This window comes from Silvimonas soli (genome assembly GCF_030035605.1).
Classification (GTDB): domain Bacteria; phylum Pseudomonadota; class Gammaproteobacteria; order Burkholderiales; family Chitinibacteraceae; genus Silvimonas; species Silvimonas soli.
Window position 1 is genome coordinate 1,149,189 of record NZ_CP106736.1, and the last position, 15,126, is coordinate 1,164,314.

13 protein-coding genes are annotated in these 15,126 nt (G+C 56.2%); all 13 read right to left on the reverse strand.

Annotated elements, in window-relative coordinates; genetic code table 11:
- Window positions 1-18 precede the first annotated feature (18 nt).
- The 13 genes from N7220_RS05280 to N7220_RS05340 all read right to left on the reverse strand — a co-directional run bounded on the left by N7220_RS05280 (window position 19) and on the right by N7220_RS05340 (window position 14,948).
- On the reverse strand, window positions 19-1,083 hold the full coding sequence (locus N7220_RS05280; RefSeq protein ID WP_283150418.1) for an acyltransferase family protein: 1,065 nt from the start codon (window positions 1,081-1,083) through the stop codon (window positions 19-21).
- Window positions 1,080-1,985 carry a glycosyltransferase family 2 protein gene (locus tag N7220_RS05285; RefSeq protein WP_283150419.1) on the reverse strand — a complete coding sequence of 302 codons (906 nt, stop codon included), beginning with the start codon at window positions 1,983-1,985 and terminating at the stop codon, window positions 1,080-1,082. Before N7220_RS05285 ends, N7220_RS05280 begins: the two co-directional genes overlap by 4 nt.
- A complete protein-coding gene (locus N7220_RS05290; RefSeq protein ID WP_283150420.1) occupies window positions 1,982-3,136 on the reverse strand; it encodes an acyltransferase family protein in 1,155 nt (384 codons plus the stop codon). Before N7220_RS05290 ends, N7220_RS05285 begins: the two co-directional genes overlap by 4 nt.
- 182 nt (window positions 3,137-3,318) lie before the next feature.
- Window positions 3,319-4,620, reverse strand: coding sequence for an O-antigen ligase family protein (locus N7220_RS05295; protein ID WP_283150421.1), 1,302 nt, complete (start codon window positions 4,618-4,620; stop codon window positions 3,319-3,321).
- Window positions 4,617-5,312, reverse strand: coding sequence for an exosortase-associated protein EpsI, B-type (gene epsI / locus N7220_RS05300; RefSeq protein WP_283150422.1), 696 nt, complete (start codon window positions 5,310-5,312; stop codon window positions 4,617-4,619). Before epsI ends, N7220_RS05295 begins: the two co-directional genes overlap by 4 nt.
- On the reverse strand, window positions 5,309-6,193 hold the full coding sequence (gene xrtB, locus N7220_RS05305; protein WP_283150423.1) for an exosortase B: 885 nt from the start codon (window positions 6,191-6,193) through the stop codon (window positions 5,309-5,311). Before xrtB ends, epsI begins: the two co-directional genes overlap by 4 nt.
- Before the next feature lie 12 nt (window positions 6,194-6,205).
- A complete protein-coding gene (locus N7220_RS05310; protein ID WP_283150424.1) occupies window positions 6,206-7,066 on the reverse strand; it encodes a polysaccharide biosynthesis tyrosine autokinase in 861 nt (286 codons plus the stop codon).
- Window positions 7,063-8,451 (reverse strand): Wzz/FepE/Etk N-terminal domain-containing protein, encoded by a 1,389-nt coding sequence (locus N7220_RS05315; protein ID WP_283150425.1) that lies wholly within the window; start codon window positions 8,449-8,451, stop codon window positions 7,063-7,065. Before N7220_RS05315 ends, N7220_RS05310 begins: the two co-directional genes overlap by 4 nt.
- 23 nt (window positions 8,452-8,474) lie before the next feature.
- Window positions 8,475-9,266 (reverse strand): polysaccharide biosynthesis/export family protein, encoded by a 792-nt coding sequence (locus tag N7220_RS05320; RefSeq protein ID WP_283150426.1) that lies wholly within the window; start codon window positions 9,264-9,266, stop codon window positions 8,475-8,477.
- Window positions 9,263-10,168 (reverse strand): EpsD family peptidyl-prolyl cis-trans isomerase, encoded by a 906-nt coding sequence (locus tag N7220_RS05325; RefSeq protein ID WP_283150427.1) that lies wholly within the window; start codon window positions 10,166-10,168, stop codon window positions 9,263-9,265. Before N7220_RS05325 ends, N7220_RS05320 begins: the two co-directional genes overlap by 4 nt.
- A gap of 28 nt (window positions 10,169-10,196) precedes the next feature.
- Window positions 10,197-11,723 (reverse strand): undecaprenyl-phosphate glucose phosphotransferase, encoded by a 1,527-nt coding sequence (locus N7220_RS05330; protein WP_283150428.1) that lies wholly within the window; start codon window positions 11,721-11,723, stop codon window positions 10,197-10,199.
- Window positions 11,724-12,088: 365 nt separating this feature from the next.
- Window positions 12,089-13,258 (reverse strand): outer membrane beta-barrel protein, encoded by a 1,170-nt coding sequence (locus N7220_RS05335; RefSeq protein WP_283150429.1) that lies wholly within the window; start codon window positions 13,256-13,258, stop codon window positions 12,089-12,091.
- 439 nt (window positions 13,259-13,697) lie between these two features.
- On the reverse strand, window positions 13,698-14,948 hold the full coding sequence (locus N7220_RS05340; RefSeq protein ID WP_283150430.1) for a glycosyltransferase: 1,251 nt from the start codon (window positions 14,946-14,948) through the stop codon (window positions 13,698-13,700).
- Between the last annotated feature and the right edge of the window lie 178 nt (window positions 14,949-15,126).

The following is a 15,126-nucleotide window of genomic DNA, read 5'->3' on the forward strand; positions in this document are numbered from 1 at the left end:
GTGGGCGCAAGTCGCGGCTCAGGCAATGATGCGAGAGAGCGGATTGAGCACAGCAAAACGGCCAATGACCTGTTTAAGCAAAATCGGCAGGAACAAACCCGCGACGAAGGTCACGAGCAGCAATAGAAATACCCAGTTGCCGGTATAAGGCAGGGCTTTGAGGTAGATGCCTTTGGCCAGGCCAATAAAAATGGTGTTGAACAAATAGATCACCATTGAATTGCGGCCGAGGAAGTACAGCAGCTGGTCGTTGGCAAACAACGGCTGGCGCACCAGTGCATGCAAGGCAAACAGCGACAATCCACCCACAATGAACATCGTCGCCGGGCCGTCATTGAAGGTGGCCGCGCACACCAGAAACAATGCCAGTGCGGGCCAGGCCAGACGATCCAGCCACGGCAGCCAGCGCTCGCGATGGATCGCCATGGCGCCACCAGCCAGGAAGAACACAAAGAACCGGGCGACACGATCCAGATAAAAATCGTCTGTTACCGGTAAAAAATGCAGCAACACGGCCAGCGCCAGCAGCAACAGAATGCGTCCGCCAGCCATGCGCCACAGCAGAGGCGTCAGCATGGAATACACAAACAGCACCAGCACATACCAGACCGACAAGGCCGGGCTTTGCTCGGTTTCAAAGAACAAGTGGTAATACCCGGCCCAATAGCCGTCAGGCCGGTCCTGCACGTAGAGGTAGAACCCGGCCAGATATTTGCCGCTGATGATCAGCACCGCAAACACCACAAATGGCAGCAACAAGCGGGTGGCACGTTTGCTCGCGTATTGCAGCAAGTTGCTGCCCCACGTTTGCTGGGAGCCCACCAGGAAAAACACAAAGCCGCTCAGATACATGAAAAACGGCATGTGAAAGTAATAGATGGTGTGTTTCAGCCATTCGTACCAGGCGGGTTCAGACAGCGTGTCGTATTTGAGCAGATGGCCAAAGACCACCAGCGCAATCGCCAGACCTTTACCGCGTTCGATATCAGGCCAACGGGTACTGGCAACCTGGCGCGGTTCTGCCGCCGCTGCTGCAGCACCGGTGTTGGCAAAGATGGCCGAGGCAGAAGAATCCTGGGTCATTGGCTGCTCACCTCAGGTTCTCGCTCGGATAGTGCCTGCATGCCAATACGCATGGAACGAGCGAGATCTCGCGGCGCGAAATCGCCCGCCAGCACCATGTACAAGCCCACCAGCAATTTGCGGAATGCCTGCAACGCCACCGCCGGGTCGCCCGAGGAGCGCGCAATGGCATACAAACTGCCCGCAAAATAACGTGCGCGCAGGGTGCGGTTTTTGTCGCGATGGCCAACCAATGGGGCATCCAGCCACAGCACCTGGCCGCGAGACAAAGCGCGTGCCCGCAATGCAAAATCCAGATCCTCTCCGCCATTGAGGCGAGCGCCCACGCCAAGCCGCTCGTCGAAGTAGCGCACTTGTTGCACCACCGCCGCCCGCACAAACAAGGTGTTGGATGAAGCGTTGACCACAAACTCGCGTGCGCCTGGCCGCCGCGCCAACGCCAGACCACCTGCGCATTGCGCAATGGTGACCGGGCTGGAGGCGTAGCGGCAAATCACCACACCGAGTTGCGCCTGTTGCGCAAACAAGGTCGAAATGGCCTGCAAGGTGCCCGCTGGATACCACGCATCGTCGTCGGGAAAACATACGATGCTGGCCTGTTCCAGCACACCGTCGCGGTGCACCTGATGCAGCATGAGGTTGCGGGCGGCTGACAAAGACACTTGATGATCCAGCCGCATGACAACCGTGTAGTCCGGCACCACCGGATCGGCCTGATCGGGCTGGCAGCGTTGCAACAACAGGTAGTGGCGTACGCTCAAGCCGTAGTCGCTCACGCTCTGTTGAATGCTGGCCAGCAGACGCTCAAGTTCATCCTTGCGCCCACCCTGGTAATCGCAAGTGGTTAACAAAATGATGTCGGCAAAAGACCGGGTAGCTACGGGAACGGATAACGGTTTCATAGCCGACCTCCAGTCAACACCGCCAGCGTGCGCGGTAGCACAATGCGTAAGGCGCTCCAGACCAGCAGGCACACGCCAATGACCAGCAACGGGATTACAAAATACAAAACCAGAGCGCCGGTCGCGTCGGGCCGGACCACGTAGTAAATCAGTTTGCGCATGCCCATCATCAGCGGTTCATGCGCGGCAAACACAAAGAAGCTGGCGGAAGCGGCCCACAACAACCCGCGATGCAATGTGGGGCGCGATGGCACCATACCCGCCAGCCAGTACGCAGAGATCAAGCCGCTCAAGATCATGATCTGGTGCGGCGCAGCGCCAAATCCCCATTCGTAGACGGCATTCAACGTCGATAGGGCGGCCAGCAATAGCGTCAAGACGGCGGCCCATGGGCCTACGCGATCCAGCGCGCTCAAGTCCAGACGATGAAACGCGATATAGGCGCCCGCCATGAAAAACAGGGGCGGCTCATCAAATGGCGGAATACCAGGTAACACCTGCAAAAACCATGCCGCCAGCATCAAAACCATCACCACATGACTCGCCGCCCGTAGCAACCAGTAGGCGGGCAAGGCCAGCAGCACCAGCACCATCAAGTCACGGATAAACCAGAACTGATAGGCGGCGGGATAACGGCGCCAGCCAACAAATTGATCAAGCCAGTCCAGTGCACCAAACTGGGACACCGGCACGTTCTGGCCCGAAACAAATGAACTGGCGGCGGGCAGGCTTTGCAATGCGGCATAGAGCCCGATCACCAGCAGGTTCCACAGCAGATAGGGAATAAGCAGCGTGGGCACGCGCTTTTTCAGCCGCGAGCCATACTCAGCCAGCGTGCCGTGGAAGTTCCAGAAAAACAGATAGCCCGAGATCAGGAAGAAGCCCGGCACCGCCACGCGGCACAGCTCTTGCGAAAAGAACTCGCGCACCATCCATGACTCGGGCGAGGAATACATATTGCCGATGCGGAACGAAGACATCCCCACCGTCGTAACGAAGCTGTGGATGTACACCACGGCGACGATCAGTGGAAACCGCAGCAAGGCAAAGCGCTGCGAGATTGCGGCTGGCATCGCCAGATCATGGCCGGACCGTAGATTGGCGGCGGCGCGCGCGGCCGCCCCCATCACCTGGCTATCAGAAGCACTCATAGGCACCTCTTCAGCACTGTCTGCACAAACGAAACCTGGCACGGTTTATTTAGTGCTTGCATGTTCAAGCATCTCCCGACATTGGCACTCAAATCTGGATGCCCCATTTACCGCGCCAGCCGTGGCGTTTTCGCTCTACGGGCAGGCTTTGGGGTCATGACACAACTGTTTTTATTAGCTACTCAACCTTGCAAGCGCTGAGCAGCGCGAACGTCTCTTGTCCCACTTAAAGCGCGCGGGCCTGCGCCACCCCGCATGGCACGAGGCATGACTTTGGGTAATTTGTGAGCGGGCTCGGCCAGAGCCGCGCCACTGAATGCGGCGAGCACAACCATGAAGCAGCTCGTTGCCGTGAAGGTGTTGTCGGAATAAGAGTCCAGAAAGAACATGCCCACCGAAACGACAAACGCCAGGCGGTTGCCATTACGGGCGTCAAATGCCATGCGGGCGATCAAGCCGAGGAACACCAGCAGGAACAGCGATGCGCCGATATAGCCGAGTTCAACGGCGAAACGCAGGAATTCGTTGTGGGCCGCGACAGTGCCGGTAAAGCGCGAGACATTTTCGGGAATCAGCAAACCGTGGTGACCAAAACCGACACCGGTCCACGGATATCTTTCCAGCGAGGCTTGCAGCGAGTTCCAGATCAGTTCACGTCCGCTGGTGCCGCCGTCTTCCATGCGTGTCACCAGTTGCTGGCCAAACAACGCCACAAAACCAGCCAGCAGCGAAGCCCCGTAAACCAGAATCGCCACACGCCACACGCCGGAACGCAGTCCGGTAAACAGAATGGCCGAAACCGCCACCAGCGCCGCCACCGAGGGCATACGCGTGGCGGTCAGAAAAGTGATGGCCAGATCCGCGGCGGTCAGCAAAATAAACCGGCGATCCACCGTCGTGGTCAAAAAGGCCGAAGCAACGCTTCCGGCAAAGGCCGCAGCCGCCAGGAAGGCCGGAATCGTGTTGCCCTGCAGCCGCGTTACCCCGACGTAATCGTGCGTAAGCACGCGCGAGATACCGCCCAGATCGTAAAGCCCGCCCAGCACCACCATGCCCACTGGGACCAGCGCCAGCGTATGTAAAATCAACAGGCGCTCACGTGGTGTAGGCCATGCGCAAAAGAACGCCAGCACTGCAAACATCGAGATTGCCGCCGATATAAACCGAAACCAGCCGAAGTCCGGGAACGGAGTAATCACCCCAAAAACCCAAGCCACGGCAAACATGCCTCCGACCAGGGCCAGATTGCGCCCATCCACCGGCTTGCTTCGCAAATAAGCCAGCGAAGTCAGCAAAAACAAAGCTTTTTCCAGCGAGTTCAGGTTACCGAGCTGGAACAGCACACCGACATTGACGGTCATGAACCCGTTGGCCAGCAGCCACAAATTGCGAAAGCGTTTCCAGTCCCGCTCGGACTTGGGCCGCGCTTGTTCCTCGCGAAATGCCAGCGACGGCTGGGGCCGGGTCAGCTTGCTGACGGTCATGACGCCTGCCCCAGCAGCATGCGTACGCCATCTGCGGTCAGAGACTGATCCAGCTTGCCGATAAACGAGTCCTGCATGGCATAGGCCCGGTCTACATCGGGGTCGATACTGGAGACGCGCACCAGCGCGCCATCGGGCACTTGCCCCCCCAGACCGTATTTGATCTGCAGCCACTTGCGCATCGGGGTTTCGTTGGCGACGCGATCACCCACCGTGATCCAGTAGCTGATTGGCTCGTTACGTTGCCCGGCCTGGGCAAAGACCCGCTTGATCGGCAACTCACCACGCGATTCCAGCACGGTGGCATTGCTGCGCCCAGACAATGCAAACCCCTGCGCGGCGTAGCAGATTTCCGGGTTATGCACGCGCAGCGAGTCGGTTTGCTGACGCCCGTAGGCAATCGACAGCATCAGCATGTAACCCTGCGGATTCACATAAATGCGGGTCAGCGTTTGTGAGTAAAAACGTTCCAGCGCGGCCTGGACATCCGGCGAAATCACCGTGGCTTTGTCGTCCTTGACCATTTGCCACTCACCGATCCGGGCCGGAAACATGGTTTCCAGGTTCACGTTCTGGCGACTGTCGGCCATCAGGTGGCGTGGCGTGAGTGTCCACGCCAGCACCGGCCCGCTGACGATCAGCGCGGCAATCAACAAGGGCCGCCAGTGCGGTAGAGTCAAAGGACGAATCATCGTGCGACGCTCCGGGGATGTTGCAAACGTCCACCCAGGCGATTAAGCAATTCGCCCAGCCCACCCACCAGCACCAGCGCCACCACAAACACCGACAAACCGGCTGCGGTATGCATGAAACCCTGTCCGGCCGCATCGCCCCAGTAATAGGTCAGCAGCACCAGCGCCATCACCCGCACCACGTTCGCAACAAAGGCAATGGGCAGCAGCGACAACACAATAATGGCGCGTTGCCACCAGTGCGCTGGCTGCGTCAGATACACAAACAGAAAACCCAGCGCCGACAGGCTGAACATGGAATTGAGACCGGAACACGCATCCGCCACCATCAACTGGTACTGACCGATATTCAGAATCACGCCATTGCGGGCGATCGGGTAGTTCATCGAATACAGCAAGGATTCCGCGACGTGCGAGACCGACTCTTTCAGACCACTGGTAATGGCATCAACCAGCGGACTCGGCAGCGGCATGAGGTAAACCATGAAGAACAGCGGGAACGCCATGATCTTGACGCCAGGCCAGCCTTTTTCCAGCAGCAGATAACCGGCAATTAGCGGGACAAACGCGCCGACTTCCAGAAAATAGATCCCTTGCGAGCGCCCCAAGGCATAGGCAAAGACGAACACGGCCAGGCACGCCCAGCCCGCGCGATTGGCTTGCGCTGGCAGCGCGGCCAGCTCGCCACGTTTGCGCCAGAACAACCACACCAGCAGCATCAAAATGATCGGGCCATGCTCCTGGTCCGGATTGACCCAGAGCACTGTCGCCAATGTGTACAACGTGGGAATCATGGCCGCCAGCGCCGCCAGCGCGATCAAACGACGACCAGCCAGAAAACCAGGCAAAACAATCTGAGGAGTAACCGGGATGCGATCCATATGTGGGTGGCCTTAGTTGAGCATCACCACACCGAGCACGGTTGCCCCGGTCACCAGCAGTTCATCACGCAACTGCAACATCGCCTTGACCGACGATTTATGCCGCCGCGCCACCAGCACGGCCGCGCCGGCCCGCGCTGCCAGCAACTGCACGTCAGCGCCTTCGCGTAATGGCGGGCTATCGATAATGATCACGTCGTTGCGCGGACGGGCTTCGAGCAACAAGCTGCGAAATGACTGACGGCAGAGCAACTCTTGTGGATTAGGCGGTACGGTGCCAGCCGTCAGCACTGACAAATCGCCCAGTTGCCCCAGACTCTGTACACATTCCGGGCCGGAACGTCCGGCCAGAATGTCGGCCAGACCGTGACCGGTGCCCAGCCGGAACAACTTTTGCAAGTGCGGGGTACGCAAGTTGGCGTCAATCAGCAATGTGCGTTCGCCCAACTGGGCAAACACCACGGCCAGATTGGCAGCCACCCAGCTAGAGGCCGAATCGTCATCCACGCTGGCGACCACAAAGCAGCGCTCTGCCACGGCGTCTTCCCGCAGCACCAGCTGACTGCGCAGGTTGCGCAACTGCTCGACCTCTTTGGAGAACGGTTTGTACGCCGCCACCAATGAGGTGTCGTAGGCACCGTCACGGGCATCCAGCCACGAGTAGTCAAACTGGCGGGCCACGGCGCGGCGGATATCTTCATCCGTCACGTGCCCGAGTTTGATGGCAGCCTCACCGAAGCGCATGCCGGTTTCCTGCTGCACTTCGCTGATCTGGTCAATCTGAGCCTGGCTGATCTTGCCATCGCTCAACAATATCTGACCAATACGCGCGGATTGATCGGCGGACTCGGCAATGACGATTTCGTTTTTCATGATCCGGCTCCCGAATTGAGCGTCAACTTCGATTGCAGCAAGGCCATCTTCCCGTGTTTGGGACTGATCGTGGCCAGCACCGGCAGATTCAGTAGCAGTTCAACATCGATCACAGAACGCAGGCGGCGGTTAGACAGTTCAACCAGCACGGCAATCACGGTTCCGAACAGCAAGCCCAGGATGAGACCCAATGGAATCAATACGTGTGCTTTCGGGAACGATGGTCCGAGCGGCTCAGGTGCTGACTTCAGCACGCCAGGATTGCCACGCGTTACGCGAGATTCCATGGAGGTTTCAGTTTGCCGGCGCAACGCAGCGTCAAAGGCGTTCTGATCGCTTAGCACTTCCTGTTCCAGAATCTGCGACTGGGCGCGCAGCGTCTTCAGTTGCAAGACCTTGTCCCGCTGCATTTCCAGTTCGTGTTTCTGATCGGCAAAACGTGAACCGGCATTGCTGGCGGTACTGGACAAACCGGAGCTGTAGGTCGCCATAGCCTGATTCAGTTGCGAGCGAGCTTCCTGCAATTCGGCTTGGGCCTGTTGGTAGGCAGGGTTGTTGCTGCCCTCTTTGGCGGCCAGTTCCTTGAACTTGGACTCCAGCTGGGCCACTTGCGCTTTGAGGTTCTGGACCAGCGGGTTATTCAGTACATCCGGCTGATTGGCACCGCCACGAGCACGGGAGTGTGCTTCCATCGATTGAGCCTGCGCCACCACCATCTGGGTAGACAGGTCATTCAAGCGCAGCGTTTCCACATCCAGGCGCTCGTCAGTCGCGATGATCCCGTTCTTTTGCTGGAAATCCGCCAGTTTTTGCTGGGCAGCAGCCAGGTTGGCCTGCAAGGATTTCAACTGCGTCTGAAAGAACGCGTTGTTCTGTTGCTGCCCGGTTGAGCGGATATCCGTCACCATGCTGACGTAGGCACTGGCAAAGGCATTGGCCAGTGTCGACGAGAACTTCGGATCACCCGAGGTGTATTTGATGGTGATGATGTTGCTGTCACGCGCCACTTTGGCGTCGATATCCTGCAACAACTTGTCGGCCAGCCAGTCGTCCAGCGCCCCACGACCTTGCGTGGCGGCCACGAAGGCATCCTGCACATCCTTGTTCTCGTTCAGCTTGAGTGCATGGATGACCTTGATCGCCGTGTTATGGCTTTCAATGATTTTGGCCTGTGTGGACAAGTAGCCCGGCACGTTGGTGGAGGCATCAGGCAAGCCGCTGATCGGGTCAACCGAGCCCACGTCAATGGTAAGGATGGCCTCGGCCGCATAGCGTGGCGGATAGAACATGACTACCGCCACCATGAGCAGCACCATGACCGTAGTCACCGCGAGCACAAGCCGTTTTCTGGCTTTAAGTATCTGGAAAAGTTGACCGGTGGTCATCGTAGGCTCCTTGATACAGGCAATCAGAAGATGCTTTCAGGCACGAAAACAACATCGTTTTCCTGCAAGACATCGCCCGGCTTGGCATCGATTTTGGTTACAGTTCCGTCCGCTTTGGTGCGGGTCACCACCAGGCTGGAATGCGAGGCGCGCAAGGTATAGCCGCCAGCCAGCGACAAGGCCTGCATCACCGACATGTTCTGTTCCAGTCGGAAGCCACCCGCCCGATTCACGTCGCCGTAGACATAAACCATCGCCATGCGCGGTACGTACACTACGTCGCCGTTGCGCATATGAATCTGTTGCTGGGTCATGGCGTCGGCATTGGCCAGCAATTTGGGCAACAGGATTTCGGTGCGCTGGTTATCGCGCACCAGATACACTTTGTCGCCACCCGCTGCGGATACCCCGCCCGCCAGTGCCAGCAGATCAATGACGTTTACTGCTGAATCCAGCGGAAAGCGCCCTGGGTGATTGACTTCACCGATCACCGAAACCATCTGGCTGCGATATTGCGTTACCAGAATATTCACATTTGGTTTTTTGATGAAATCACCATCAACCAGTTTTTTGGCAATCGCAGCTTCTGCTTCAGAAAATGTTTTACCTTTAACTGAAACCATCCCGATCATTGGATATGTAATGGTGCCTTCCTGGCTCACCTGAATTTCTTTTTCCAGTTCCGGGTGGTCATATACCGAAATCTTCAGAATATCGCCTGTACCCAACCGATATTCCCCAGAAGGGTCGGCAGCGAATACCGACATCGCTACAAAAAACAGTAATCCGGCGCAAAGTCTGATTATTTTCATCATTTAAGCCTCATTCCAGATTTGACATGATCGTCACCTTCAGCGTCGTCTACTTTTTCTGCTATTGCCACAGCAGCAGGCGCTGAAGCGAATTGCTGTACGTATTCCACTTTTGCCGTCTTCTTCAACAACTCCATTTTGTCTTTTGCCAGCGAATCAGAGCGTTGTTTCTGGATATAAGCCTGAATCGACGGGGTTGCATCTTTCAGGGCAACTGGCGAAGGGTCAACCGAGTCGACATGCAACAACATGGCCTGGTCACCATGCACCATTGCCGCCGTATCACCGGGCTTAATCGCTGCCAGCTTGTCCAGCAATTGCAAAGGCACCTGTTCCGCCGGGGCACGTTGGGTTGATTCCTTGAAGGTCACTCCAGCTGTTTGCAACGCTGTGCGTACTTCCGGCACGCTATGTGCCTTGTCCAGCGCCTGGTTCAGCGTATCGTTCAGCGCAGCAGCCGGGATCAAGAAAGTCGAGAAGCCATATACCGCGTGCTTTTCAAAGAGGTTCGGATGGTCAGAGTAAAACTTCTGGACGTCGGCTGACGTGATATCTGGCAGCTTGCCCACCTCAGTCGCCACTACGGCTTGCGCCAGGATCTGCCGCCGCGAGAACTCGATGCTGCTAAGCACGCGTGGATCACGATCGAGTTTGAGTTCAATGGCTTTTTGTACCAGCACATCCTGCATCACCAGGTTATCCAGCATGGCCTGCTTGGTTTTGTCATCTGCCACTTTTTGCGATGCGAGCAGATAGTTAAGCTGATTGACGGTGATTTCATCGCCATTCACTCTGGCCAATACCTGGCTTGGTGTTGCATTTGCCTTGGTTTCGTTTTTGCATCCAGCCAAAAGCATTAACGCCGCCATGGTCATCGCAATACTGACACCGATTCGCTGCTCCATTTTTCCCTCACCTCTATTGAATGCCATTTCAATAGGCATTCTTATCGCGGATAACCATCAAGACCGTAGCCAGGATGATCTTTATATCCAGCCAAAGAGACCAGTTACGCAGGTAATCCAGATCGTATTCGATCCGTTTCTGCATTTTGTCCAGAGTTTCTGTTTCACCTCGATAGCCATTCACTTGCGCCCAACCGGTAATTCCCGGTTTGACCTTGTAGCGCATCATGTAGCCCTTGATCAGCTTGCGATACATTTCGTTATGCGCATTGGCATGTGGACGTGGACCAACAATGCTCATTTTTCCTTCAAGCACATTAATGAATTGCGGTAATTCGTCCAGCGAGGTACGACGTAAAAACGAACCAATAGGAGTAAGTCGTGGATCATTGCGGGTAGCTTGAGTAATCACTCCCGCATTTTCGTTATGCACTTTCATCGAGCGGAACTTGTACACCCGAATTTTTTCGCCATCTGCGCCATAACGTTGCTGGGTAAACAGCACCGGACCGGGCGAGGTAAGCTTCACCGCAACGGCCACCGCCAGCATGACCGGCCAGATCAACAACAAAATCAAAATAGCCAGCACCACATCAGAAATGCGCTTCACCAGACCACGCAAACCGAGGAACGGGCTTTCGCACACCGCCACCACTGGCATGCCGGCGGCAAGTTCAAAGCGCGCCTGAATCAGATCGAACACCGAAAAATCCAGCACAAAAAAGATAGACACCGTGCTGTCGTGCATTTCATCAAGCATCTGCATCACACGCGGTTGCTTGGTCATGGGCAAAGAGATGTACAACTCATGCACATCGTTGTCCCGCACAAAGTCGGGCAAGCGCTCCAGCCCGCCCAGCAGTTCTTCTTCTTTCACGCCATCGAGCCGATCCAGCCCGCGATCGTCAAAGAAGCCCAGGAACTTCATGTTCTGCAGCGCACTGGCTTGAATGCGCCGAGCCAGCGCCCGGCCCATTTTGTTGGCACCAATCACCACCACCTGGCGGGCATCAGTCGATTTGGCGCGGCCTTCGGTAAACAGGAAACCCACCCGGATCAGCCAGTGGGTAGCCACCAGGCACACCGGTGCCAACAACATCCACGCCAGCACAAAATTCTGGTCGTAGTACACCGCCCAATGGGTCGCCCAGCCGATCATGACCACCAGCGCGCAAATCAGCACCCAACCTGTAGCGAAGCGCGCCAGCCCCAATAGCGGCCGGGTATAACCTGGCACAAACAGGAAAGTACCCTCCAGGATTAACGCGGACAGCAAAAACGCTATGACCGCCAGCACCACAACGTAGCCATCCAGCGCCAGATCAAATGCCCGGGCCAGCGCCAGCAACGTTGCGACCACCATGACGGGATCGATCAGCAGCTTGAACAAGCTGGCGATCGGTGCCGCCTTGGAAAATTCGTCAAAGCGGTCGTTCAGCATTCCAACTGCAGGTACTTCTGTCTCGCGACTGGACAAGTGAACAACCGTCCCGCCAACAGGGCTGGCAGAGGCAATCTGTTCTGTGTTTTGCTTGCGAGTGATGAGTCTTTCCATGGCGGCACCTCCATCTCAACACGTTTCAACCGGCATTCATTACTTACGCAACAAAAAAGTAATGTCAGCAAATGCTGATAGACCTTGAATACTTCTGTGATTGGCGGTTGTCTGCCAATCACCTGCGCATCCATCGCTACGGCCAGTAAAACCGTCTCCATGCAAGCGGGGAGCCTTCTTGCATGCCGCATAAAGATTGAAAACTTGCGGCAATTTACAACGCCATGGCTTCACTTCACCGATTTGTGCGTCGCAACAAAAAAGTTCCAGAAAGCTTTTTACATCCAAAAAAACAAAATGACAAGTGATTTGCTTTCAATGGAAGTTAGTTTATTTCTTACAACCTTAAATGACACTTAAGCAATTTAAAAAAGTACCCTTATGGTTGCGCCAAGCTGCCAGTCGTCGTAAGTACGTAGCTCAACGGTAGAATCGCGCTGTTGGTAAGAGGCATAGATCGAGGTTTGAATGGAAGTCTTGGGTGTCCAGGTCGCCCCGACTTTGGCGAACTTCACGTTGTCGTTGTAGGCAGCGACATTCAACGCGGCTGGATAGTCGTATTTGTCGTAGGCCAGGGTGGCGTTAGTGGAGATTTTTTCGGTAATGGCCCACGAGCCATACAGTTGATAGTGCGAGCGAATGGACTGGCCAAAAGTACTGCCCGGGGAGTTCAGCGCATGCAGATAGCTCAACGCCAAAGAGGTTTTGTCGGTCGGACGCCAGTTGACGGCAGCATTGGCCTGCCAGTCGGATTCGTCGGTCTGGTCAGTCTGCAGTTTTACCAAGCCATATCCCCCAGAGATACTCAACTTGGCATCGATCGGGTAGTAGGCAGAAATCTGGGTAATGCGCTGGGTGTAATCATTGTTGATCACAACACCGTTAAAGGTGCCCTGGTCGTAAGTAACCCGCTGATATTGCTCTCCCAGTGACAGCGTTCCGCCCAGATCCGTCTGGTATTGCACCTTCAAACCGTAATTCTCGTTGCGCAAATCCAGCGAGTTTTCGCGGCTGTGATCAACCTTGGCGTCACTGGCGTTGCCGATCAGCGAAAAGCTGCTGTTGATGTGATAGCCCAGCTGACCGGAGGCTGTGGTGGTGCGGGTGAAGTCTTCTTCGTTGAGCACCACGTCACCGAAATCTGACAGGGCTTTCTGGTCTTGCAACGTGGCAGACCCAAACCAACTGTGACCAATATCACCAGTCCAGCCCAGACTGGCATCCCAACCCACGTAATTGAGGTTGCTGAAAGTGATGTAACGGGGCGCATAGACATCCGCATCGGCCGAGAACACCTGGCGCGATACGGTGGCATCGACATGCCCACCTACTTTGGGCGTCACGATGGAGTCGCTGCGCGTGTCTTTGCCCAGCGCTTGCTGAGTATTCTGGTCATCACTCAGCCGGAACACGTTGCTATCGTAGACATAGCCCAGCTCAGCGTAACTGGTCACAGAGTCGCTGGGATCGTACGCCGCCATACTCATTGCGGACACCAGCAACGTGCCCGCTGGCAGCAGCCTCGACTTATTCATGTTTTTAATCTCCTTGGAGCAGGTATCGGGAGTTACCGCGTCGCCCATCGCTCTGCACGCGGCTTATAAAACAGGGGCGATAACAGTGCAGCTTTCTTTATACTTTTTTACCGCAGTCTTTCAAATAACTATTATTTATTTCATGAAAGTGCAGCGTTTACAAAAGAACCAACGGGGCTGGGCAAGCCAGAACTGGTGCGTTACGCGAATATCATGAAAGAAAATATTTCATTTTCAATAGCTTATGGATACAAAACGCGGAAACAGCCCTTAGCCACCTGCGCCATTGCAGCTGACAGGATGACCACGCAACTGAGCCAACGGCCATTGCACCTGACTGGATATTTATGCGAGCTAGCTCACAGTCGCAGCAATGTGTCAGCGACGCGCGCAGTGAGGGATAAATGAGAACGCAGGCCAGTGGCGCGAGAGATAACCGTCAGTGCGGTTGCGCCTGCTGTAGCAGTGCATGCATTTTGGCCACGGCCGCTTCATGAGAAAAATGGCGGGTGTATGCCTGAGTAGCATCGCGCAGGGCTTTGGGCTCAGCGGGGGTTTGCATCATGGCAACAATGGTCTGGGCGAAAGCCTCTACGCCGTCGGCCACTGTGTAGGGCAGGCTGCCCTCTTCGGGAAAGCCTGCGGCACCGTTGGCGGTCGTGATGCAGCCCAGCCCCAGGCAGAAATATTCAACCATCTTGATTTTGATGCCGCTGCCCATCAACACCGGATTGACCGCAAAGCTGCAGCGGTCGGCAATCTCATCCAGTTGCTCCACCCGCCCGTGCAAGGTCACATTGTTCAGACCAGGCGGGACCTCGGCACAAACGCCACCCACGATCTCGATACTGGCATCGGGAATGTGCGTCTGCACCAGCGGCCAGACATGCGAGAGAAACCAGCGAATGCCATCGACATTGTGATACGCCCGAGAGCCCAGATAGAACATCTTGTGCGGGTCGCGGCGGGCATCGCTTTTGGCAGAAGTACATGCGCCTGCATCCCCCACCACCGGCAAAATCGTACACACGCGCGATGACGGCGCCAGTTCGGCCAGTTCGCTGTGATCGCGGTCATTAATCGCAATAATCGCGTCAAACGATTGCAGCTTCTGCCCTTCCAGCTTGGCATCAACCGCGGGCTTGGGGGTAAAGCCGTTGGCCCGAAATGATGCACTGCGTTGATAAAACACGTCGTGTGCCACCAGCGCCTTGGTGCCCGCGACGACAGACTGCAACGCCGCCGAACGGAAGATGGTATCGATGAACACCGCATCGATGCGCCCCTGAGGCAGCTTGCCGGCAATGGCGCGAGTCTCGGCATCGGACAAAAAGCGGCCAATCCACGCCACCTTGCTGCCATTTGCACCAGCTTTACGCGGCCCCGCTTTGAGCACTTTTTTGATAAAGCGCGCAGCGGCACCCAGCGAGGTTGGAACAAGCCACGGCCCGACGCGGCGAGCATGCAGAAACTGCAAGGTGCAATCGATTTGTGCCGGGCTGGCGCGCCCGCCTACATTCAGACCGGTCACCACAATATGCAAGTGGTAACCCAGTGCGGCAAGCGCCCGCAAGATGGTGAGATTGTAGCTGCCCGGCCCGTTCTCGCCCGGACGAGGCAGTTCTTCGCAAATCATGACGGCAAGGCGTGGCGGTGTCTGCACTGTGTCTTGTTCTGGCCGGTTAGGCATGGTCTTGTCTTTTCCCCATTACAAACTTGATTCAATTGCAGTCAATCCAGCCCAAGCAATCTTGCTGTGGGCACAGGCTCCGATCAGCAATGTTCTGTTCATTTGCCAACCTGTTGACCCGGCTTGGGCACAAATGCGGACCGAAATAAACCTTAATACTGCATCGCAGCATTTATCT